Source organism: Paraburkholderia sp. J41, assembly GCF_905220235.1.
GTDB lineage: Bacteria > Pseudomonadota > Gammaproteobacteria > Burkholderiales > Burkholderiaceae > Paraburkholderia.
The window spans coordinates 1-21649 of sequence record NZ_CAJMZE010000002.1 but is presented as its reverse complement, the minus strand read 5'-3'; the positions used below and the strand labels follow the sequence as shown (position 1 = coordinate 21649).

The 21649-nt window shown below is 63.8% G+C and carries 17 protein-coding genes and 3 pseudogenes; 8 read left to right on the top strand and 12 right to left on the bottom strand.

The genetic code is table 11. The annotated features are described in order from the left end of the window. Positions 1–84: 84 nt before the first annotated feature. Complete coding sequence (rpiA, locus tag U5805_RS01975) at positions 85–780, top strand: ribose-5-phosphate isomerase RpiA (RefSeq protein ID WP_322101758.1); 696 nt, start codon at positions 85–87, stop codon at positions 778–780. Between the two features lie 142 nt (positions 781–922). Here the strand turns inward: rpiA and U5805_RS01970 are convergent, their stop codons facing one another. Continuing rightward, positions 923–1657 (bottom strand): Crp/Fnr family transcriptional regulator, encoded by a 735-nt coding sequence (locus tag U5805_RS01970; RefSeq protein ID WP_322101757.1) that lies wholly within the window; start codon positions 1655–1657, stop codon positions 923–925. 901 nt (positions 1658–2558) lie between these two features. Here U5805_RS01970 and U5805_RS01965 point away from each other — a divergent pair. The 3 genes and pseudogenes from U5805_RS01965 to U5805_RS01955 form a co-directional block, all read left to right on the top strand. Next, positions 2559–2816: pseudogene (locus tag U5805_RS01965) on the top strand (mannose-1-phosphate guanylyltransferase/mannose-6-phosphate isomerase); the annotation flags it as partial. A gap of 386 nt (positions 2817–3202) precedes the next feature. Continuing rightward, complete coding sequence (locus U5805_RS01960) at positions 3203–3943, top strand: FadR/GntR family transcriptional regulator (protein ID WP_322101756.1); 741 nt, start codon at positions 3203–3205, stop codon at positions 3941–3943. Positions 3944–4133: 190 nt separating this feature from the next. Beyond that, positions 4134–5144, top strand: a complete 1011-nt coding sequence (locus U5805_RS01955; RefSeq protein ID WP_322101755.1) for a Gfo/Idh/MocA family oxidoreductase — start codon at positions 4134–4136, stop codon at positions 5142–5144. A 49-nt stretch (positions 5145–5193) separates the two neighbouring features. Here the strand turns inward: U5805_RS01955 and U5805_RS01950 are convergent, their stop codons facing one another. The 6 genes from U5805_RS01950 to U5805_RS01925 form a co-directional block, all read right to left on the bottom strand. Then, positions 5194–5853 (bottom strand): amino acid ABC transporter permease, encoded by a 660-nt coding sequence (locus U5805_RS01950; protein ID WP_322101754.1) that lies wholly within the window; start codon positions 5851–5853, stop codon positions 5194–5196. 170 nt (positions 5854–6023) lie between these two features. Beyond that, positions 6024–6821, bottom strand: coding sequence for a cystine ABC transporter substrate-binding protein (locus U5805_RS01945; RefSeq protein ID WP_322101753.1), 798 nt, complete (start codon positions 6819–6821; stop codon positions 6024–6026). A gap of 142 nt (positions 6822–6963) precedes the next feature. After that, entirely contained in the window at positions 6964–7998 is a 1035-nt protein-coding gene (locus U5805_RS01940) for a quinone-dependent dihydroorotate dehydrogenase (protein ID WP_322101752.1), read from the bottom strand. 121 nt (positions 7999–8119) lie between these two features. After that, complete coding sequence (locus U5805_RS01935; protein WP_322101751.1) at positions 8120–8881, bottom strand: arginyltransferase; 762 nt, start codon at positions 8879–8881, stop codon at positions 8120–8122. A gap of 186 nt (positions 8882–9067) precedes the next feature. Further along, positions 9068–9841 carry a leucyl/phenylalanyl-tRNA--protein transferase gene (gene aat, locus U5805_RS01930; protein WP_322101750.1) on the bottom strand — a complete coding sequence of 258 codons (774 nt, stop codon included), beginning with the start codon at positions 9839–9841 and terminating at the stop codon, positions 9068–9070. An 18-nt stretch (positions 9842–9859) separates the two neighbouring features. After that, positions 9860–10405 (bottom strand): NUDIX hydrolase, encoded by a 546-nt coding sequence (locus U5805_RS01925; protein WP_322101749.1) that lies wholly within the window; start codon positions 10403–10405, stop codon positions 9860–9862. A gap of 346 nt (positions 10406–10751) precedes the next feature. Between U5805_RS01925 and U5805_RS01920 the strand changes: the two genes are divergently transcribed. Then, positions 10752–10964: a hypothetical protein gene (locus U5805_RS01920; protein ID WP_322101748.1), complete on the top strand. Its 213-nt coding sequence runs from the start codon at positions 10752–10754 to the stop codon at positions 10962–10964. 162 nt (positions 10965–11126) lie between these two features. On the opposite strand, the gene U5805_RS01915 is transcribed toward U5805_RS01920, so the two are convergent. The 5 genes and pseudogenes from U5805_RS01915 to U5805_RS01895 all read right to left on the bottom strand — a co-directional run bounded on the left by U5805_RS01915 (position 11127) and on the right by U5805_RS01895 (position 18198). Beyond that, positions 11127–13508 (bottom strand): acetamidase/formamidase family protein, encoded by a 2382-nt coding sequence (locus U5805_RS01915; RefSeq protein ID WP_322101747.1) that lies wholly within the window; start codon positions 13506–13508, stop codon positions 11127–11129. 231 nt (positions 13509–13739) lie between these two features. Then, positions 13740–14975: pseudogene (locus tag U5805_RS01910) on the bottom strand (acetamidase/formamidase family protein); the annotation flags it as partial. A gap of 35 nt (positions 14976–15010) precedes the next feature. Next, positions 15011–16651 (bottom strand): amino acid ABC transporter permease/ATP-binding protein, encoded by a 1641-nt coding sequence (locus U5805_RS01905; protein WP_322101745.1) that lies wholly within the window; start codon positions 16649–16651, stop codon positions 15011–15013. Positions 16652–16678: 27 nt separating this feature from the next. After that, on the bottom strand, positions 16679–17578 hold the full coding sequence (locus U5805_RS01900) for an ABC transporter substrate-binding protein (RefSeq protein ID WP_322101744.1): 900 nt from the start codon (positions 17576–17578) through the stop codon (positions 16679–16681). Between the two features lie 359 nt (positions 17579–17937). After that, a complete protein-coding gene (locus tag U5805_RS01895; RefSeq protein WP_322102096.1) occupies positions 17938–18198 on the bottom strand; it encodes a hypothetical protein in 261 nt (86 codons plus the stop codon). Positions 18199–18258: 60 nt separating this feature from the next. On the opposite strand from U5805_RS01895, the pseudogene U5805_RS01890 reads away from it, so the two are divergent. The 3 genes and pseudogenes from U5805_RS01890 to U5805_RS01880 form a co-directional block, all read left to right on the top strand. Further along, a pseudogene (locus U5805_RS01890) lies at positions 18259–20004 on the top strand (DUF2345 domain-containing protein); the annotation flags it as partial. Then, positions 20004–20783: a hypothetical protein gene (locus tag U5805_RS01885; protein WP_322101743.1), complete on the top strand. Its 780-nt coding sequence runs from the start codon at positions 20004–20006 to the stop codon at positions 20781–20783. The pseudogene U5805_RS01890 and the gene U5805_RS01885, both read left to right, overlap by 1 nt. Before the next feature lie 440 nt (positions 20784–21223). Then, positions 21224–21499: a DUF6881 domain-containing protein gene (locus tag U5805_RS01880; RefSeq protein WP_322101742.1), complete on the top strand. Its 276-nt coding sequence runs from the start codon at positions 21224–21226 to the stop codon at positions 21497–21499. Positions 21500–21649 lie beyond the last annotated feature (150 nt).

The window sequence follows — 21649 nt, the reverse complement described above, 5'->3', positions numbered from 1 at the left end:
CCCGCGCGGGGCGTAGCGGCAACTCCGGTAAACTGGCGCCTTTCCCAATTTTTTCCGCGTTTCTCCTCCTCGGGCAGTACTCCCATGACTCAAGACGAACTCAAGCAACTGGTCGGCCGGGCCGCCGCCGACTACGTCAACGCCAACGTGCCGGAAGGCGCCGTGATCGGCGTCGGCACGGGCTCCACCGCGAATTGTTTCATCGACGCGCTCGCGGCGAGCAAGCATCGTTATCGCGGCGCCGTGTCCAGCTCGGTGGCCACCACGGCGCGGCTCGAGTCGCAGGGCTTCCGTATTTTCGATCTGAACGAGATCGAGTCGCTGCCCGTGTACGTCGACGGCGCCGATGAAATCGACGGCGAAGGCGCGATGATCAAGGGCGGCGGCGGCGCGCTCACGCGCGAGAAGATCGTTGCTTCGGTGTCCGATGTATTTGTCTGCATCGCCGATGCGAGCAAGCGCGTGGACGTGCTCGGCAATTTCCCGCTGCCGATCGAAGTCGTGCCGATGGCGCGCACGGCCATCGGCCGCCGCGTCACGGCGCTCGGCGGCGTGCCCGTGCTGCGCGTGCAGAAGGACGGCTCGCCGTTCATCACCGACAACGGCAACGAGATCCTCGACGTGAAGGGCTTGCGCATCAGCGACCCGCGCACGCTCGAAGCGCACGTCAACGCGTGGCCGGGCGTGGTCACGGTGGGCCTGTTCGCCACGCGCGGCGCGGACCTTTGCCTGCTCGGCGGCGAGTCGGGCGTCGAGCGCATCGAATACCGCAAGGCGTAAGCGCGGCGAGTTCCTCGTTCACCATCGTTCGCCGCCGCTTACCGTAGTTCACCGCGCGCGCGAACGCCGATCCGAACCGGCAGCGTCACACTTCTCGTGTGCGCTGCCGTTTTTTTTCATATCCGCGCGACGAAGCCTGCGCTCATTGCACCGCTTCGGCCTGACGCAGACGCGGCAGCAGGCGCTCGAACTCGCTGCGCACGAGCCCGTAGCATTCGCACGCGCGCGCTTCGAGGCCCGCGCGGTCGAGCACGCGAATGCGGCCGCGGCTGTGGTGAATGAGGCCGTCGTTATGCAGCTTGCCGGCCGCTTCGGTGACGCCTTCGCGGCGCACGCCCAGCATGTCGGCGATGAGTTGCTGCGTGACGGCGAGATCGTTCGACGCCACGCGGTCCACTTCGATCAACAGCCAGCGGCAAAGCTGCTTGTTGAGCGAATGATGACGATTGCACGCGGCGGTCTGCGCGACCTGCGTGAGCAGCGCGTGCATGTAGAGCATCATCAGACGACGCAGGAAATCCGAGCGCGCGAACTGCTGGCGCAGACTCTGCGCGCTCATGCGATAAGCGAAGCCCGCGCACTGCACTTGCACGCGGTTCGGCATGGTTTCGCCGCCCGTGATGACGGGCACGCCCGTCATGCCTTCGCGGCCCACCGCGGCGATCTCGACCGAGCCGCCGTCTTCCATCGTCGAAAGCAGCGAAATGATGGCCGTCGTCGGAAAGTAGACGTGATGAATGCGCTGGCCGGAATCGCAGATCAACTGTTCGGTGCGCAAGTGGACGAGTTCGAGGTGCGGCGCGAGCGCCTGCCATTCGTGCGAAGGCAATGCGCCGAGCAGATGGTTGCCGTGCAGGTCCGATTGAAGCGTAAGCATGACAGGTCCTCGGTGGAAGCGGCGCGCGCCGCTCCTTGTTTTGATTCCGGCCGCCCGACTGTTGTTGTTTGCCGTTTCCCGTACGGCTTGTCGTCGGCTGCGCCGGCCCCATGGTCGCGATGCGTTCGCGTCGTTAGGTGCGCGTTCACGCAGGTGTGGCAGCGTTTATTTAGCAGGGTGTGTGCCAACGCACATGGATCAAGCATGCGTGCGCCTTCGCGCGCGACTCGCATGACGCAGTGCGGCGTAAATCGGCTTTTTTGTTTCAGTTTTGTACGCCTGCGCGGCCGCCGTTGCGCAAAGCGTTTCAGTTCCCAACGGGCAGCGCCTTGTATTGGCGGGTGTTTTCTCGCCGTGAAAGCGTAATGTAAAGGATGAATCTGCTCTGAAACATCGGCGCGACGGCGCTTTGCCGCTGGCGCGCGCGCAGCGCTCGGGCGGCGCATTTTGATTCACTTTTGTTGCGGTGCGGCCCGCGCCAGCGAAAAAGCGTTCGGCGATGAAACATGCGTCGCGCCGGGCGCGATCCGATCCGGCGTGCCGTGGACGCGACGGACATCAATGTGGGGGCGCGTACAGAGCGGCGCGGTCAGGTTTGCTCCAATGGGGTTCAAGCGAAACGTTCGGACGAATGGCCGAGCGGCGATCACGCGCCGCGGCCGCGCCGGGCGTCATCACAACGAACCACACGGATATCCATCGGGGAGCTACCTGCATGAACGAGGTCGTGACGCCTGCGAGCCGGAGCGCCGCAGCCAACGAAGGCGAAGTCGCGCTTGTCGTCCAGCCTGTCGTGCTGGGGCACGGCACGAGCGTGCGCAAGGCCGCGCCGATCGTGGTGAGCAGTGCGGAACGGCATCTCATGAGCGCGGACTGGCTGGTGCGCAGCGGCGCGGCCGCGCGCGTCGTCGTGAAGCCGGGCGGGCGGCTTTCGTTGCAGATGCATCTTCACCACGCGGAACACTGGATCGTCGTGCGCGGCGCCGACACCTTCCCGCTCTGCGAAAACGAATCGACCTACATCCCGCCTGGCGTGACGCACCGTATCGAGAATCCGGGCATGACCGCTCGCGAGATCGTCGAGGTGCAGTCGGGCGCTTACCTTGGCGAAGACGACATCGTGCGCTTCGACGATCAATACGGCCGAGCCCAATCATGAGCCATACGGACTCTTTCGACAGCATGCCGACGCCCAACGTGACCACCGTGCCCAACGTGACCAACGTCCCCAACGTGACTAGCACGCTCGATGCGCCCAACGCGGTGAACGCCGCGGGCATGTCCGCAAGCGGCGCCTCCCTTCAGTCGACTTACAGAAACGCCGGCGATGCCTCGCCGCCGGAAAGCACCGGCGCAAATCCGCAAGGAGCGCAAGGAGCGGGCGGGAACGGTTCGCTTGCCACGCAAAGATCAGGTCAGGAGATATCCTGGCTGGCGAGTTATGCAAACCGCATGGCAACGTACGATATTAATTCGACGACGCACGAAGGCCCAGGCAGCAACCGGCAAACAGGGGCGATTTCGCCGCATCGGGGGAGTAGGGTCATGGAACTGGGTAACAAGGAACGCTCGCTCGTCAGCAAGGTCATGGACGGGTTGATCTCGGGCATCGTCGAAGAACGTTATGGCGCGATTCTGCCGCCGCAAGACGTGTTGTCGAAGGAGTTCGACGTGAGCCGCACGGTGATGCGCGAAGCGCTCTCCATGCTGCTCGCGCGCCACATGCTGGACGTGCGCCCGAAGATCGGCACGCGCATCCGGCCCATGCGCGACTGGCGCATGATCGACGAGGACGTGGTGAACTGGCGCTTTCGCGCGAAGCCCGACAACCAGTTTCTGCGCGACGTGATCGAGTTTCGCGCGCTGATCGAACCGGCCGCGTGCGCGCTCGCGGCCGTGCGCGCGAACGCGGCCGACGTCGCCGGCATTCGCGATGCCTTCGACGCGCTGCGCCAGCTCGGCACGCAAGATCCGGGCTTCCAGGCCGCGGACGCGCTGCTGCACACGCGCATTCTCGCGGCGAGCGGCAACCAGTTTTATCAGCAGATGGCGGCGATCATGCGCGGCGCGCTCTCGCTCGTGAATCCCGTCATCAACCAGCGCGACGGCGGCTGGGCGAACGTGTTGGCGGCGCACGAGCGCGTCGTCCAGGCGATCGAGCGGCGCGCGCCGGACGAAGCCGAGGCCGCTTCGCGCGCGATGATCGAATTCACCGCCGACGAACTGAACCGCGCCTTCGCGACCGATGCGCTCGCGCGGCACGAGCAGCCGCTCGAACAACGTTAGCCATGTTGACGGGGCGCGCGGTCGGCGTGCGCCGATCGCGCTCGGCCGCGCGCATTGCGGCGCGGCGCGCGCACCGGTATCGTGCGTGTCTTTGGGCGCGCGGCGGCGCGCGGTCCCGGCGGCATCGAAACGATCTCGCCGGCGCCGTGCGCCGCGGCGGCCCCGGACCTTCACGCCGGAGCACGCATTCATGAGTCTTTCTTCCCCCGACGCGCACGCCGCTCACAACGAACTCGCCACGATCCGCTGGGGCATCGTCGGCGCGGGGCGCATCGCGCATCGCTTCGCGCAGGGCGTGGCCCACGTGCCGGGCGCGCGCGTCGAAGCCGTGTGGTCGCGGCGTGCCGAGCCCGCGCGGGCGCTCGCGCAAAGCTGCGGCGCCCGGACCTGCGAGAGCGTCGAGGCGCTGTTCGCGAGCGGCATCGACGCCGTCTATATCGCGACGATGCAGGACAGCCACGCGCACTACGCCATTGCCGCGCTCGAAGCCGGTTTGCCCGTGCTCTGCGAGAAACCCGCCACCGTGAACGGCGCGCAGCTCGAACGCGTGCTGGACGCGGCGCAGCGCGCGCAACGCCTGTTCATGGAGGCGATGAAGCCGCCGTTCTATCCGCTTTATCGCGCGTTGCGCGCGCATCTGGCCGCCGACCCGATCGGTCCGGTCGGGCTTGTGCGCGCGGGCTGCTCGGTGGCGAGCGTGCCCGCCGATCACCCGTCGCTTTCGTTCGGGCAGGCGGGCGGGGCGCTGCTCGACATCGGCGTGTACGAGATGTTTCTGGCGGTGGACTGGCTCGGCGCGCCGCGCGAAGTGCAGACGTTCGGGCGGCTCGGCACGACCGGCGTGGACACGTTCGCGAGCCTGAACTGCGAGCACGAGCGCGGCATCGCGCAGCTATTTTGCGGGCTCGATCTGCACGGTTTCGGCGACGCGCTGCTCGCCGGGCCGCTCGGCAACGTGACGATTCACGCGAACTGGTGGAATCCCGCGCGCGCGACGGTGCGCTATGTGGATGGCCGCGTCGTGGAACTCGACGAGCCGTTCGAGGGCGGCGGCCTCAACTACGAAACCGCGCACTTCTGCGAGCTGTTGCGCGCGGGCGCGCTGGAAAGCCCGCTGATGACGCACGACACGTCGCGTCACATGCTGGAAATGGCCGACGCCGCGCGCGCGGCGCTCGGTTTGCGCTTTCCCTGCGAGTGACCGGCGCGGGCGCGGCGCGCTCAGGCGGTGCCGGTCCGGCGCCGCCGGTTCAGTGGCGCGAAGGCAGCGCGAGCTTCTTTTCGTACCAGTGCTGCACCCATTCGAGCACCTGGCACAGCACCCAGTAGATGGCCGCCGCGGCGAGATAGAGCGGCAGCGGCTGATACGTCGACGCGATGATCTCCTGCGCGCTGCGCAGCAGCTCCGTCACCGTGATGACCGAGACGAGCGAAGTGTCCTTGATGAGGCTGATGAGACTGTTCGACAGGCTCGGCACGGCAATGCGCAGCGCTTGCGGCGCGATCACGTAGCGCAGCGTCTGGCGGCGCGAAAGGCCGAGGCTGTAGGCCGCGAGCCACTGGCCGCCGTGAATGCCGAGAATCGCGCCGCGCATGCTCTCCGAAAGATACGCCGCCACGTTCGCGGAAAGCGCGATCACGCCCGCCGGCGTGGGATCGAGCGAAATGCCGATGCTCGGCAGACCGTAGTAAATCACGAAGATCTGCACGAGCAGCGGCGTGCCGCGCATGAGGCTCACGTACACGCGTGCGATGGCCACGAGCAGGCGGTTCGCGCTGATGCCCATGAGCGCGAGCACGGCGCCGCCGATCAGCCCGAAGATCATCGAAAGCACGGCGAACTTGACGGTTAGCACCGCGCCCTGCGCGAGCACCGGCAGCGACTGGATGATGAGCGTATGGATGGGCATGGGCTTGGGGCGTGGTTATCGCGGCGAGGGTCGCGGCGGTTATGGAATAGCGCGGATTATCGGTCGAGCCTGCGCGTGCATGGCGGTTCGCGCGGGCCGCATGTGCGAAGGGCGGCATCGTGCGATGCCGCCCTGTGCGTCAAACGTGCGCGCGTGAAGTCATGGGGCGATCATTGCGCGATCGGTTTGGTCACGTCGATGCCGAACCATTTGTCCGAGATCTTCGTGAAGGTGCCGTCGGCTTCGAGCTGCGCCATGGCGTCGTCGATCGCCTTGGCGAACTTCGGATTGCCCTTCTTGAACGGAATGCCCGACGGATTGCCCGCGCCGACGTTCGCGCCCGTGCGCAGCGGCAATTGCGAGTTCTTGAGCAGATACGCGAGCATCAGGCGGTCGTTGAGCGCGGCGTCCAGACGGCCGGCGGCGAGATCGCGCAGATATTCGGGGGCACCCGGATACGTCTTCACGTCGATGCCCGGCACCGACTTCGCCATGTCCATGTAGTTCGTGCCGAGACCGACGCCGAGCTTCTTGCCCTTGAGGTCGTCGAGCGACTTGAACTGGCGCGTGTCGTCCTTACGCTGGATCAGTTGCGCCGCCGAGTACGTGTACGCCGGCGAGAAGTCGAGCACGGCCTTGCGCTGATCGGTGATGCCGACCTGGTTGACGATCACGTCGAACTTGCCCGCTTGCAGACCGGCGATGATGCCGCTCCACTCGGTCGTGACGAATTCGGGTTTCAGGCCCATTTTCGCGGCCACGGCCTTCGCGATGTCGACGTCGTAGCCGACCAGTTCGCCGTTGGGCGCCTTCGAGTTGAACGGCGGGAAAGTGCCTTCCAGACCGATGCGCAGCGTGCCGCGCGCCTTGGCCTGATCCAGCAGATCTTCCGCGTGCGCGCTGGCCGCGACGAACGATGCGCCGACGAGCGCGAGGGCAAACAGTTTTTTCAGCAAGCCGGATTTCATGTATTCCTCTTGTTTTGCTGCGATTTTCAGCGCGTATCAGCGCGATTTTCAACCCGATTTTCGGCGCGCCTGGCGCGACGGGTACGGTGGCACATAGTGCGCGACGCCTCCGACGCGCCGCGACCAGCCTGTGACTATAGCTTTACGCGCGGCCCGAAGCCAGCGCCCGCGCGCATTCGGCGACTAGCGCCGGGCCGCGGTAGATGAAGCCGGTGTAGACCTGCACGAGCGCGGCGCCCGCGGCAATCTTCGCGCGCGCGTCCTCGCCCGAGAAAATGCCGCCCACGCCGATGATCGGCACTTGTTCGCCGAGTTCGGCGCGCAGCTTGCGGATCACCTCGTTCGACGCGTCGAACACGGGGCGCCCCGAGAGGCCGCCCGTTTCGTTCGCGTTCGGCAAGCCTTCCACGGCCGCGCGCGAAAGCGTGGTGTTGGTCGCGATCACGCCTTCGATCTTGTGACGCAGGAGCGTGTCGGCGATCTCCTTGATCTGCTCGTCGTCGAGATCGGGCGCGATCTTGAGCGCGAGCGGCACGAGCTTGCCGTGCAGATCGGCGAGACGCTGCTGCTTGTCCTTGAGCGCCGCGAGCAGCGCGTCGAGTTCGCCGCCGCCTTGCAACTGGCGCAGGTTCTTCGTGTTCGGCGACGAAATGTTGATCGTCACGTAGCTCGCGAACGGATAGACGCGTTCGAGGCAGAAGAGATAGTCGTCGGCGGCGCGCTCGATCGGCGTATCGGCGTTCTTGCCGATGTTCAGGCCGAGAATGCCGCGATAGCGCGCGGCCTGCACGTTCTGCACGAACTGCTCGACGCCGTGGTTGTTGAAGCCCATGCGATTGATGATGCCGCCCGCCTGCGGCAGCCGGAAAATGCGCGGGCGCGGATTGCCGGGCTGCGGGCGCGGCGTGACCGTGCCCACTTCGATAAAGCCGAAGCCGAGCGCGGCGAAACCGTCGATCGCGGCGCCTTCCTTGTCCAGACCCGCGGCGAGCCCCACCGGATTGCGGAACGTGAGGCCCATGACCGTGCGCGGCGACTCGGGCACGCGCGGCGCGAAGAGGCCGGCCATGCCGGTGCGGCCGGCGGCGCCGATCATGCGCAGGGAAAGATGGTGGGCGTCTTCGGCGTCCATGCGAAAAAGCTGGTCGCGGACGAACGGATAAAGGGTGCTGAACACGGGAGGAAGGCGCGGGCGCCGGGAAATGAGAACCCGCTATTTTAGCGGCAACGCGCGCGGCGGGTGACGCGCGGCCAGCCGGCGGGCGCGCCGAAACGGCGCAAACGCCGGCTGCGGGCGTTCAGGCTTCGGTTTCCAGCGCGGCCCACGCGCCGTCGTGCAGGCCTTCGAGCGGCTGGAAACGCGCCTTGTACGCCATTTTCGGGCTCTCGCGTATCCAGTAGCCGAGGTACACGTACGGCAGATGCAGGCTGCGCGCCTGTTCGATCTGCCAGAGGATGTTGTAGGTGCCGTAGCTCGTGCGCGGCGCGTCCGGCTCGAAGAACGTGTACACCGACGAAAGCCCGTCGCCGAGAATGTCGATCATGCTCACCATGCGCAGCGCGCCCGGCGCGCCGGCGTGATCGGCGGGTTCGCGAAACTCGACGAGCCGCGAGTTGATCCGGCTTTGCAGCAGGAATTGCTCGTACTGGTCGCGGCTGTCGCGGTCCATGCCGCCGCCCGCGTGACGCGCCGACTGGTAGCGCATATAGAGCGCGTAGTGCGTTTCGTCGTAATGAAGCGGCGCGACCGTCGCCACCAGATCGCCGTGATGCTTCCAGGCGCGGCGCTGCGTGCGGTTCGGCGCGAAGCGCTCGACCGGCACGCGCACGGGCACGCAGGCGCGGCAGCCGTCGCAGTACGGGCGATAGGTGAACACGCCCGAGCGGCGGAAGCCGGCTTTCACGAGATCGGTGTAGACGTCGGAGTTGATGAGGTGGCTGGGCGTGGCCACCTGCGAGCGCGCGATGCGCCCCTCCAGATAGCTACAGGGGTAGGGCGCCGTTGCATAGAATTGCAGCGCGGAAAGCGGTGAAAGCGGCAGCTCGTTGGGATGCGTCACGTTGGCAGCTCTCTAGCAGTTCGGTTCGTCGCGAGGCGCGCGCGGGCGCGTTGCGCGCCGCGGCCGGTCATTGCCGCACACCGGTGTGCATGCGCCGTGCCAGCGCGAGGCACGACGGGTTGACTTGAGTCTAACATCGACGCCGAAACCGCATCCACCGAATTGCGCGCGCGGTGTGCGCCCCGCTCACGCGGCGGGCGGCGCGGCGCCGGGCGCGCCGGCTTTGTCGTGGCCGCCGGTCCAGTCGGCGAGCACCTGCCTGTCGAAGCGCCACGGAATGGGCGTGCCGCGCGCGTGCGCCTGAACATGCGCGATGAAGGCCTTGCGCGCGATTTCGCGCCCGCCGAGCGAGGCGAGATGCGCCGTGTTCTGCTGACAGTCGATCAATTCGACGCCGTGGCGGCGCAGATGCGCGGCGAGCGCCGCCAGTGCGATTTTCGAGGCGTCGGTGACGGTGGCGAACATTGATTCGCCGAAGAACATGGTGCCGAGCGACACGCCGTAGAGGCCGCCCACGCGCTGGCCGTCGTGCCAGGTTTCGACGCTGTGCGCGTTGCCGAGGCGATGCAGCGCCGAATAGGCGTCGATCACGTCCGGGGTGATCCAGGTGCCGCGCTGGCCGTGACGCGGCGCGCCCGCGCAAGCGCGCATGACCGCGGGGAAATCGTCATCGACGCGAATTTCCCACGCGTCGTCGCGCAGCACGCGCTTGAGCGTTTTTTTCAGCGACGCAGAGACCTTGAACTCGTCGGGGCGCAGGATCATGCGCGGGTCGGGGCTCCACCAGAGCACCGGCTGACCGTCGGAATACCAGGGAAAAATGCCGTGCCGGTAGGCGTCGATCAAGCGCGAGGGCAGCAGGTCGGCGCTCGCCGCAAGCAGGCCCGGCGCGCCGCTCGCGACGCCAAGGGCGCGTTCGACGGGCGGGAACGGATCGTCGGGCGCAAGCCAGGGAACCATCGTGCTTTGGATTCCCGGTCAGCCGTCGCGCAGCGGGCGCAGCACGTCGCCCGTGTGCAGCCCGTAGCTGCCCGACTGACGATCGGCGAAGAAAAAGCGCAGCGTCTGTCCGACCGTGGGGAAGGCGATGTCGTCCCAGGGAATTTCGTGTTCTTCGAACAGCCGCACTTCGAGACTTTCCTCGCCCGCTTCGACGTCGATATCGAGCAGCCGAGCGAGATAGAACAGATGCACCTGATGCACGCGCGGCACATTGAGAAGCGAGAAAAGGTTCTGCACTTCGACGCGTGCGCCGGCTTCTTCCAGTGTTTCGCGCGAGGCGGCTTCCGCCGTAGTTTCGCCCATTTCCATGAAGCCCGCCGGCAGCGTCCAGTAGCCGTAGCGCGGCTCGATCGCGCGTCGGCAGAGCAGCACCTTGTCTTCCCAGACGGGAACGGTGCCGACCACATTACGTGGATTCTGATAATGGATGGTGCCGCAACTGCCGCAGACATAGCGTTCGCGGTTGTCGCCGGGCGGAACGAGCAGGCTGACCGCCTGACCGCAAGTCGAGCAGAATTTCATGGGCACGCCAGGAAAATGGGTGATGCGAGTTTATCACTGGACGGGCGGCTTTCGACGCGTGCCGTAGGGCGGCGATGCTCGTTCCCTGGTTCGGCGCAATAGGATCATTCTTAACGTAAGCCTCAATGCCGGATCGCGCAAACGGTGCGCGGGTCGCGCTGGTGTCCGTTCCCCATTTCCCGTTAGCCTCGTCCTTTTGTCGGGGCTCAGTGATGTTGTCTGGTGAGTATGACGAAGCGGCAATCATCGGCGACGTGACCGGGCAGGGCAGGCTAAAGGCCGCGCGAGCGGGCGCCGGTGCGTCGTTCCGCGTGGCTTCCGCGCGCGCGTAAGGGAAGCGTCGCGCATGGACCCGAAGCTTCTCGATACTTATATTCGCGAACTGCGGTATATCGAGTTGGTGGCGGTCAGCGGGGCGCATGAGCATGCAACTCATGCGCCCCGCGGGTCGTTTGCCGATGCGTTTCTTCTTTTCGTCGCTCTCTTTACGCTTTCTGCGCACGGCCTGTTTCTCACTGTTTCTCACTCTCACTCACGCGCCATTGCGCCCGCGACTTGATTCTTGAGGATCGATGCAGTCCGAATCGCAGGGTCTGTGACGCAGACAGGCAACGATTCTTCGCCCGCGAGTTGAGCGTAAGGGGGGACAGCGAATTTCAGAGCGAATTGCGTCTGAAACGGCCTTCAAAACAGCGAAACGATGTACGCGGAATCGCGCAGCTCACTCGAACAACTCCTTGCGCACGATGGCATGCACGCCCCAGTTGCCGTCCACCACCTGCGTGACGCCGAAGTCGATGGCCACCGAAATCAGGGAGATCGCTTCGTCTTCGGTAAGGCCTCTGGTGGTCATCAGGAAGCGACGCGTCTTGATGAACGCGTCGCGCATCGCCTGATCGAGCGTCGACTTTTCGTACACCTTGCTTTGCGCCTGTGAACCGAACTCCGCCAGGTAATTCGCGTGGCTGAATCCGTGCAGCACCCACTCGTCGGCGGTTTCGACAAGCGGGTATGAGAGATCCGCATATGGCTTGCCTTCAAGGGCATCCTTCTTATGGAGAATCAACTGGAAGTCGCCGGTCAACGAACATTCGATGGCGGTTCCGCACAACTCCGAATCGCCTTGCGACGCGTGCGGGTCGCCGACCGACAGCAGCGCGCCCGTCACGCCCACCGGCAGAAACACGCTCGCCCCACGCGCCACGCGCCAGTTGTCCAGGTTGCCGCCGAACGCGGAGGGCGGAATAGAATCGATTAGTCCATTCTGTTGCGGCGCGACCGCAATCAGCCCGAAATGCGGGCGCACAGGAATACGTACGTCCTTCAGGATGCCGAACTGTTTATCCACCGTCGCGTGATCGACGGGCACGCCCGGATAGTCGATCGTCTCGTGTACGACACCGAACGGATCGCGCTGCGGCGTCCAGCGGTAGTTGTAGACCGCGCGCGCGAAGGTGCGTGAACGGTCCTCCTCGTCGAGTTCATAGATCGTCACGACCTCGCGCGGCTTCGGTTCCGTCAACAGCTCGCGGTAGTGAAAGCCCCACCATGCGGCGGCGTTACTGCCGAACACTTTGCCGGTGAAATGCGGATTGGCGCAGCGGCGCGGATGCACGTCGAGAATACGGACTTCGAGCACGTCGCCTGGCTCCGCACCACGCACGGCTACCGGCCCGGTGCAGATATGCACGCCGAAGCCTTCACCCGCGCCGCGCCCGTAGATCGACGCGTCAATCGGTCCGGCGCCGCGGCGATTGACGTTCTTGCGCTCAGTGGTCCAGTGGAACACGCTCTCCGCACCGGGATCGCCGGCGATCATGCGCGACCAGTCGTCCGCTGCATGTTGCGTGAGTGTTTCGATCGTCACCGTGTCGCCGCTGTCCACTTCGAGCACGGGTTTCAGATCGTGCGAAAAGTAGCCCCAGTGCACGGTATTCGCGTTCACACGCAGGATGTGATGACGGGGCCGTCCACCCGTCGATGCGCGACGCGGACGTGGCCGCGCAGCTTCGGGCGCGCCGGCATCGTCGTCGGCATACAGCGCGCCGGACGTCACCGCTTCGGGTAGAACCGCTGCGCCAGGCGCATGGCGCATCAGCGTGCTTTGCGCATTGAGCGGCAACCCGCGCGACACCGTGCGTACGAGATTGCGTGCGCGTTCGAGGCTTGCTTCGTGGCGGAACGCGCGCGGCGTCGTCTGATATTGCTCGCGAAATGCGCGGCTGAAATGCGCGGGATCGTTGAATCCCCAGCGAAAGCAGATATCGGAAATCGACATTTTTTCGTATAGCGGGTCCACCAGTTCCGCCCGGCAGCGTTCGAGCCGCCGCAGTCGGAGATAGGAGGAAAAGCTTTGCCCTACCGTCTCGAACAGCTTTTGTAAATAGCGCGCGGACACGCGTTCTTCGCGCGCGATCGTCGCAAGACTGAGATCGGATGCGCCGAGGCGCGCGTCGATCTGCCGGCAGATTCGCACGAAGATTGCCGATTGCGCCGGCGTCAGCGCGCTTAAACTCGCATCGCCCTGATGCGACGATTGACTCGCCACCAGAAACTCCGCGAGCGCGAGTTCGAGCGGCCGCAATTCACTGACGGTGAGCGTGTCGAGACTGCCGGCGATCGACGCGAGAAAGCCGGCAAAGACTTGGCCGATTCCGCTGTCGCCCGCAATGCGCCCGAATTGCAAGGACGCGGGCGCAAGCAGGCGCGCGCCGGCCGCCGCACGAGGCACCCGCACAATGAACGCACGAAAATCCGTCTCGAAGGTCAGCGAAGCACGTTCGCGCGACGGCAGATAGACGAGATCGTGAACGGCAAGCGGCAGTGCGCCACGATCCGTCTGCAATGCAACGGCACCTTCGAGATTCAGCAGCACGAAGAGACTGTCACACCCCAGCGCGTTCAGTTCGACGGTTTGCGCCACGGAGGTCACGAGCGTCAGTTCGTAGCCGCCGATGGAGGTTTGCGTTTTCAGCGTGCCACGCAGACCATGCCGGTCGCGAATGGCCGCCGTCGCGAGCCCGAGGCGCGCTAAAGCCTCGCGCCACGCGCGATGTCGCTCGGCTTCTGGATACGACTCGGTCGTAAAACGTAGCTGGTCCAACGCGGTCCCCGCGACATCGCACGCGCCTGTGCGCACGCGTTCCGTGTCGTCGGGGCAAGTCTCAAGCAAGCTTGGTGCCACCATCGTCTCATGGCGCTTTCACCGGCGCGGCGGCGCGTCGGCATGCACCGCGCACTGCACGGCGGGCGACCGCCCTGCACATCGTCGAGGCACGCGCGCACCATCGCGGCGTGCCGCGCCCGCGCCGCGCGCCGCCGGATTCCAAGGCGCTTATCCGCCGAACATTGCCTTGCGGATCGAACCATGCACGCCCCAGTTGCCGTCCACGACCTGCGTCACGCCGAAGTCCGCGGCGACCGACATCAGCGCAATTGCCTCGTCCTCGCTCATCTTGTGGACCGTCATCAGGAACCGGCGCAGTTTGCGAAAGGCATCGCGCATCGCTTTGTCGAGACTTGCATGCTGCGCGACCTCGAGTTGCGCGTTCGGTCCCAGTTCGGCGAGATAGTTGGGGAACGTGAAGCCGTACATCGACCATTGCTCGTCAGTTTCGAGCATCGGATGCGTGAGGCCTTCGAGAATCGTGCCGCCCAGATCGGCGGCTTTGTGCAGCACGAATTCGAAATCGCCGGTCAGCGAGGTTTCGATCGCCGTGCCGCCCAGTTCGCTGTCGCCCTGCGCGGCATGCGGATCGCCGACCGAAAAATAGGCGCCTTCCACGGCCACGGGGTAATACATGCGCGCGCCTTTGCCGACGCGCCAGTCGTCGATATTGCCGCCCGTATAGCTCGGCGGAATCGAGCTGACGTATTCGGACTCGGCCGGCGCGACGCCCATGGTGCCGAAGTGCAGGCGCGCCGGCACCTTCACGTTGGGCAAGATCGATTCGCGCTTTTTCACGAGCGCATGATCGACGCGCACGCCGGGATAGTCGATGGTCGGATGCACGACGCCGTCCGGATCGGTCTGCGGCGTCCAGACATAGTTGTACACCGCGCGCGCATACGGCTCGCCGCTCGTGTCCAGTTCGAAAATCGTCACGACTTCGCGCGGCTTTGGTTCCTCGATCAGATCGTGATACTGGAAGCCCCACGACGCCGCCACGTTCGAGCCGAAGCAACGGCCCCGGTAGCACGCGTTGCAACTCGGGCGAGGGCGCACGTCGAGAATCCGCACTTCAAGCACGTCGCCGGGTTCCGCGTTTTCGATCACGATCGGCCCGGTCAGCAGATGCACGCCCACGCCTTCGCCCGAACCAAGTTTGAACGGACCGGCGTCCGGTCCCGCGCCGCGGCGGGGCACCGCCTTGTGTTCGCGCGTCCAGTGGAACACGCTCTGCGCGCCGGGGTCGCCCTCGATCATCCGCTCGTGGTCGTCGTTGGCATGGTGCGTGAGCGTTTCGATGGTCGCGCGGTCGCCCGAACGCAGCGTCAGCGCCGGTGCGACGGCCTTGCTGAAGTAGCCCCAATGCACCGTGTCCGGCGATACGGCAAGCGTGTGATGCTTCATGAGATGTGGACCTTTCAAGTGATGAGTTCGTGCTACGACGCGAGTTCGAGACGACTGTCGGCGCCCATCACCGACAGGAATCGCCGCGTCAAAGGGTGCCGCGGCGCGGTGAGCATGGCGTGCGCGGGCCCTTCTTCAACGACCTTGCCGCCGCTCATGAACACGACGCGATCCGCCACCTGATCGGCGAAACGCAACTGATGCGTGGATATGATCATCGTCAAGCCGTCTTCGATCGCGAGCCGCTGGATCACATCGAGCACTTCGCCGATCAGTTCGGGATCGAGCGCGGACGTGGGTTCGTCGAGCAGCAGCACGCGCGGATTCGGCGCGAGTGCGCGCGCAATTGCGACGCGCTGCTGCTGCCCGCCCGACAAATGGCGCGGTAACGCGTCCGCGCGATGGCTCAGACCGACGCGCGTCAGCAACTCGCGGGCGCGGCGTTCCGCTTCGGCGCGCTCGACGCCATGCACCCAGCGCAGCGGCCCCGCGACGTTTTCCAGCGCGCTCAAATGCGCGAAGAGGTTGAAGTGCTGAAACACCATGCCGACGCCGGCGCTCGCGCGTTCGGCGGCCAGTTCGCCCGGGGTCGTCGGATTGCCGTCGACGCGATAGCCGATGCGCTTGTCGTCGATGCGGATGCTGCCTTCGTCCCACGACTCGAGATGATTGATACACCGCAGCAGTGTGCTCTTGCCCGAGCCGCTCGGACCCAGCACGACGACGACTTCTCCCGCGCGCACCGATAGATCGAAACCGGCGAGCACGGGTTGCGTGCCGTAGCGCTTCACAAGTCCGCTCACTTGCACTGCCGCGCGCTGCATCGCGAACGACGCGTAGCGCGCCGCGCGATCTTCTTCGCTGCGCACGAGACGACGTGACGGCGGATCAGGCGTGTCGAGCGCCGCGGCGATATCGGCCTGGGTAGCCGCCGGCTCGGGCGCGCCGCTGAGCGGCACGACTGCGCCGCGCCGCCACGGCAGCCAGCGCGGGCGCCCGCTGAGCGCCCTGGCCGCCGCCGTGCCGCGATCGAGGTCGAGCGCCCGCTCGGCGGCGAGCTGGAGCGCTGCGATCAGGCCCGTCAGCACCAGATACATCAGCCCGGACGAAAAGAAGATCGAGAAGAAGTCGAAAGTCGACGACGCGAGCTGCGTGCTGCGCAGCGTCAGTTCGTCGACCGCGATCACCGACGCCAGCGACGAGTTCTTCAGCGCGCTGACCGACTCGTTGCCGAGCGCGGGCACGATCGAACGGATCGCCTGCGGTGCGATGATCCGGCGCATCAACACGAGCGGGCCCATGCCGAGCGCCTGACCCGCGAGCACCTGGCCACGCTCCACGCCGAGCACGCCGGCGCGCAGGATTTCGGCGATGAACGGTCCTTCGTTCGCGGCCAGCGCGAGTCCGGCCGCGCCGATCGCCGACAGCTTCAGCCCGATGTGCGGCAGCGCGTCGTACGCGAATACGAGTTGCAGGATCAGTGGCGTGCCGCGAAAGATCACCGTATAGGCACGCGCGACGGCGGCGAGCGGACCGACGCGCGACAACTGCATCGCCGCGAGCACCAGCCCGACGACAAGGCCGCCCGCGAGGCCCAGTAACGTGACCGCAATCGTGAAGCCGATGCCCTTCAGCAGGTAGGGCAGCGTCAGGTAATGCAGGAAGAGTTCCATCGCGAGCGCGCGTCCAGTCGATACCGCTTACTTCGAGACGATGAGCTGCGGCGTCGCTTCGTTCTCGACGCCAAGCGACCACTTCTTCAGCAATGCCTTCTCGGTACCGGCTTTCTGGATCGCGACCAGCGCCGCCATCACGGCGGTGCGGAACTCGGGCTTGTCCTTCGGCACACCGATGCCGACGAAGTACGGCAGCGTCACCGCGGTCGCCTTTTCGAGCTTGTCCGGATACGCTTTCACCGCTTGATCGACCGTGTTCACGTCGTTGATATAGGTGTCGGCGCGGCCCGCGAGAATCGCCTGAATGCAGTTCGCGTTGTTGTCGTACAACTGCACGGCCGCTTCGGGCTTGCTCTGCGCCTTGCAGGTCGGCGCGAGCGCCTGGATCAACGGCACCTCCACGTAGCCGGTGTTTTCCGCCGCCGTCGTGCCGCACAGCGATGCATTGATGCCGCTGATCTTCTTGGGATTGCCCTTCGCGACGAGCACGCCGTCGAACACTTTCGAGTAGGTGATGAAGTCGGCCGCCTTCGCGCGGTCTTCCGTTGCGTAGATATCGGAGATAACGATATCGGCCTGGCCGCTTTGCAGCGTCGTGAGCAGCGCGGCGAACGTCACAGGCTTGTAGGCCATCGTAAAGCCAAGGCACGAGCCGATCGTTTCACCGAGGTCGATATCGAAGCCGACGTACTTGCTCGGATCGTTCGGGTCCAGCGCTTCGTAGCCCGGCGTGTGCGGGTTGATCGCGTTGGTCAGCGTCTTGCCCTTGAACTGCGGATATTTCGCCTGCAATGCCTGACATTCGGCGGGTACGGCAGCCGAGGCCGCATGCGCGTATCCCGGCAAGACGATTGCCGTCAGACACGCCGCAGCGGCGGCCAGTGCGCGCCACCGGCGCAGGGTTGCGATGATAGAGGTCAGCATCCGGAAGCTCCTGTCCAGTGCGGCGCGCGTGGACGGCGACCCCATGTACGCCGTGCTGCACCGCTCGACACGAAGCGTACGAAGACGAAATTCCCGGGACTTGGACGATTGCGTACAAAGACTTGCATGGCGCCGAAATGGCGAGGAGTTTCGGTCCGCCGCGGGGGACGCAGAACGCGGGTTGACGGGCTGCGCTCGCGGGAGAGGTGGAGCGTCGCCCGGAACTGCCGTTGCCGATCGCAGAGGCATTGCGCCTTCGCGCCCGGCATCCTGCTGAACCGAGCGCTGAGTCGCACAGCGCGATCTGGCTGTAGCGAGCCATCATAAAAGTTGTCCGAGGTGCGAAATGTCCGAACGCATCAACGCGGCAATCGCGAGAGCGGAACGGCAAATACCTGGAAGGAATTCAACGGGCCAAAAAATTTCGCCATCTTGTTTTCGGACGTATCTGATTGCTGGCGGCAAACCCACTTGCCAGCATGAAAATTCGGCCGATTAAGGAGACGCATCAGAATGGCGGAAATTGATCCGGTTTCAAACCTGCTCACTGGCAGGCAGGCGTACCGCCTCGACGTGCGAGGAACGCCCGCCGCCGCCGCGCTCTCGGTGGTGTCGTTCACGGCCACCGAAAAGATGAGCGAGGCAAGCGTAGTGCTGATCGTGGCGACGCATCCGCAGCTAACCCTCAGGAGGCGTGGGAGCGTTTTCGGGATAAGGCCAACGTTGCCCCGGGCGATACCACGACCTACGGCCAGCCCTATGTGTACGGGACTCACCACCTCGACCAGGCCGGGGCGAAATGGGAAGCCCAACTCCGGCACGAAGCGGCCATCGCCTGGCAGGTTGTCTATGAAGGCGAAAGCAATGTGCTGGCGTTGCAGCCGGGGCGCGTGTTCGAGACGGATATCGTGCTGCCCGATGCGCCGGAAGGCCAGCTTATTGTCGAGATCACGCACAGCGGCGCACGCGACAAGCCCTATACGAACCGCTACAAGGCCATTCCTGCCGACCGGCGTTTCCGTCTCAAGCTGGAGCCGCAGAATTGGGCCAAAGTGAGCGGCACACTCTCGGCACGCGTGACCAGTCCCGATTCCTACACGTATTCCTACATTACGTCGGAAGGCCACTATGTCGTTCGTTTCGATGCGGACTTCGAAACGTGGCCAAAGGGCGGCGAGAGCGTACCGCTGCGCCTTGCAAAGCCGTTCGCGGGCAAGTTCCAGACCGGTATGCACTTCCCTGGTCTGGACGGTGCCGAAGCAGTGGTGACCTGCCGCGATGGCGACCCGGACAAGCCGGAAATTACCGGCTTTCATCACCACAGCCAGACGCGCGACCTGGTGACAAATGACCGGCGCTGGCTCTCGCGCAACATGATCCGCACGCAGAAGAACAACAAGATTCGCTTCGAGGACTGGGCGGGCCAGGAAGGCATCAAACTTAGCACGGAACACTCGGGCAAATCGCAACTGAATCTCGGTTACCTGGTTAACAACAAACTCGAATACCGGGGCGAAGGCTTCGAGGCGAGAACATCGGGCTACGGGGTGAGTCGCGCGGGCAAAGGCATGATGCTGACCGCCTACGACCGCCCGGCCGCGACCGGCCTGCAACTGGACATGCAGGAGACCATCGCGCAGCTTGGAAGCGCGCTGGCGACCGCGAAGGCGCTGGCAGCATCGGCCAGCAGCGCGAAGGCCGAACCCGCCGACACCGAAGCCCAGCAGCAGATGAAGGACGATCTGGACGGCCTCAAGCAGCCGGGGCTGCTGATGAGCACGCCCGCATCGGCGGGTATCGTCGCGGGCCAGGGCATCCAGTTCGCGGCGCAGGAGAACATCTCAACCGTGGCCGGGAAGAACGCCGACTGGAGCGTGCTGAAGCGCTTCACGGTCGCAGCAGTTGAGAAGATTTCGCTGTTCGCGCAAAAGCTCGGACTGAAAATATTCGCAGCCAAAGGCCCTGTCGAGTTCCAGGCGCAGGGCAATGCAATGTCATTGATCGCAGACAAGGATGTGAACGTCGCCAGCGTCAACGGCAAGGTCAATCTGGCCGCTGCGAAGGAAATCATCCTTGAGTGCGGTGGTGCGTTCATCCAGATCAAGGATGGGAGCATTACACTCGGCGGTCCATACGACCTATTCATCAAAACGATTACGGTACAAAAGCAGGGCAAGACGTCGATGAATACGCCCATGCCGTCCATGCCAACTGCGCAAGCATATGATGAACAGGTGCAAGCTATAGATGCAAAAACGGGAGAAATCATTCCCGGGTTGGCCTATTACATCAAGACCCAAAGTGGGGTTGTTTATATCGGGCACACAGATGCCAATGGATTATGTGAACGCATTACCACCAGCGTCGCCGAGGAGCTGACAGTATTGTTTGGCGAAGATGCCGAAAAAATGATGGAGATCAGGTAATGGCAATTACGCCCCAAACGACTGGTCGAGGTGGTAAAGCCAAAACCAATCCCGAAAAAAATTCCGTCGCGCAACTGCCGCACAAGCGCAAACTTCGCCTTCTGCTGTGGGGCGGGGCTGCCACACAGGGAGATAACGGCGCTTTTGAATGGGCCGCCCGCAATGTCATCAAGGACTACAAGGCGACCGACCGGGGAAACTTTACCATAGACAGCCATCACATTCTTGTTGCAAAGGACATTGTCACCTACATCAACAGCCAGGATGATGACAGCATCAGGTCGCTAGACATATTTACACATGGTGGTCCGCAGGCGTTGTACTTGACTACTGCAAGCCCGGATACAGAAAAAGTGTTTCGCTACGTTTTTCATAACTCAAGCCTTTATCGGACCCGCATACGAATGATTCTGAACGCTGCTGGTTGGACCGAGGGCTCAGCCCTCGTTGAGGAAATCAATTTTGCCAAGTTTGCAACGAATGCAAAAATTGAGCTTCACGGATGCAGGACGGCCGATGCTGAATCGGACACAGACAATATTGTTGCTGACTTCTCCACGCGACTTTATGAAGCTGGCAAGACTGCCTCTATTGTCATTGGTCACGCCGACAAGGCGAATCCCAATATTAAGGGGGGGGGAGAAAAGAATGATGAGCAAGATTACCGACATGGCCAGCGCGTCGTATTCCACAATGGAAAAATCATCAAGGTAACGCGTCAGAACGGGCTTTTGGTCGAGCGCGAGCTTGATGCTCTCATTGGAAAGGCGGGATCATGAAGATAGCGTCGGCCGCCCGTCTTATGTCTATGGCGTTTCTCAGTCTGGCAGTCCTGCTAGTAGCGTACGGTCTCTACGGCTTGTCGCACTTTGCGATGTATACAGGCGAATACTTTGACGAACGCTTGCTCCTTTTCGACAACGGTGTTTACCCGTTTATATGGGGCATCGTAACGCTAATAATTTGCCAGCTTGCACGCCTACGGCATCACCGATCGGCCATGTTAATTGCTGTCGGCACAGCGTTCGTACTCTTTGTACATATGCGTGTGTCGATTCCGTCTCCTATTGCCGGTCAGGCAATTTTCCCCGATCGCAGTTTGCTGAATCAATTGATAGCAATCTGTGTCGTTATGTTTTGCCTTGCGTTGGCAGATCGCTCAATTCAGAGGCTATTAAGATTGATATTTGGATGCTCCTCACCCGAGGGCTCTGAATAATTGAACTACATCAAAGCCAGATGGATTCATTCTATCGAATCGGAGCCTGTGCTTCTATACAGCGAGCTTGACGATCAACGGATGGAAGTTAGAAAGGTTGAGGTATTTGCTGACGGAAGAATGGACTATGCCGGTCGGATGGGACATAAGGGTAATGCCAGGCTCGGTAAGGTGCCTGTTCCGCCACTGGATGAAATAGCAGCGGACCCAGAGTTCGAGCCAGTCAAAATTAATCAAGGTGAGTTCGACGCCGTTTGGGCAAAGGCAAACTCTTGAAATTTACAAGTTGGTTTGAATAACGTACGCCGCCCATGCCATCATCGGGCGGCGCTGTTCCAGAAGGTCGGTTCTGTGATAAGCCGCTTCAACCTTGTTCGCGACCGTATGAGTAAGCGCCCGCTCGGCAAGGTCGCGGGCGTAGCCGTG

Excerpts from the sequence above, each read along its gene's own strand:
- rpiA (WP_322101758.1), top strand. The coding sequence starts at position 85 with ATGACTCAAGACGAACTCAAGCAACTGGTCGGCCGGGCCGCCGCCGAC.
- U5805_RS01970 (WP_322101757.1), bottom strand. The coding sequence starts at position 1,657 with ATGCTTACGCTTCAATCGGACCTGCACGGCAACCATCTGCTCGGCGCA.
- U5805_RS01960 (WP_322101756.1), top strand. The coding sequence starts at position 3,203 with ATGGAACTGGGTAACAAGGAACGCTCGCTCGTCAGCAAGGTCATGGAC.
- U5805_RS01955 (WP_322101755.1), top strand. The coding sequence starts at position 4,134 with ATGAGTCTTTCTTCCCCCGACGCGCACGCCGCTCACAACGAACTCGCC.
- U5805_RS01950 (WP_322101754.1), bottom strand. The coding sequence starts at position 5,853 with ATGCCCATCCATACGCTCATCATCCAGTCGCTGCCGGTGCTCGCGCAG.
- U5805_RS01945 (WP_322101753.1), bottom strand. The coding sequence starts at position 6,821 with ATGAAATCCGGCTTGCTGAAAAAACTGTTTGCCCTCGCGCTCGTCGGC.
- aat (WP_322101750.1), bottom strand. The coding sequence starts at position 9,841 with ATGGTTCCCTGGCTTGCGCCCGACGATCCGTTCCCGCCCGTCGAACGC.
- U5805_RS01925 (WP_322101749.1), bottom strand. The coding sequence starts at position 10,405 with ATGAAATTCTGCTCGACTTGCGGTCAGGCGGTCAGCCTGCTCGTTCCG.
- U5805_RS01920 (WP_322101748.1), top strand. The coding sequence starts at position 10,752 with ATGGACCCGAAGCTTCTCGATACTTATATTCGCGAACTGCGGTATATC.
- U5805_RS01905 (WP_322101745.1), bottom strand. The coding sequence starts at position 16,651 with ATGGAACTCTTCCTGCATTACCTGACGCTGCCCTACCTGCTGAAGGGC.
- U5805_RS01900 (WP_322101744.1), bottom strand. The coding sequence starts at position 17,578 with ATGCTGACCTCTATCATCGCAACCCTGCGCCGGTGGCGCGCACTGGCC.
- U5805_RS01885 (WP_322101743.1), top strand. The coding sequence starts at position 20,004 with ATGGCAATTACGCCCCAAACGACTGGTCGAGGTGGTAAAGCCAAAACC.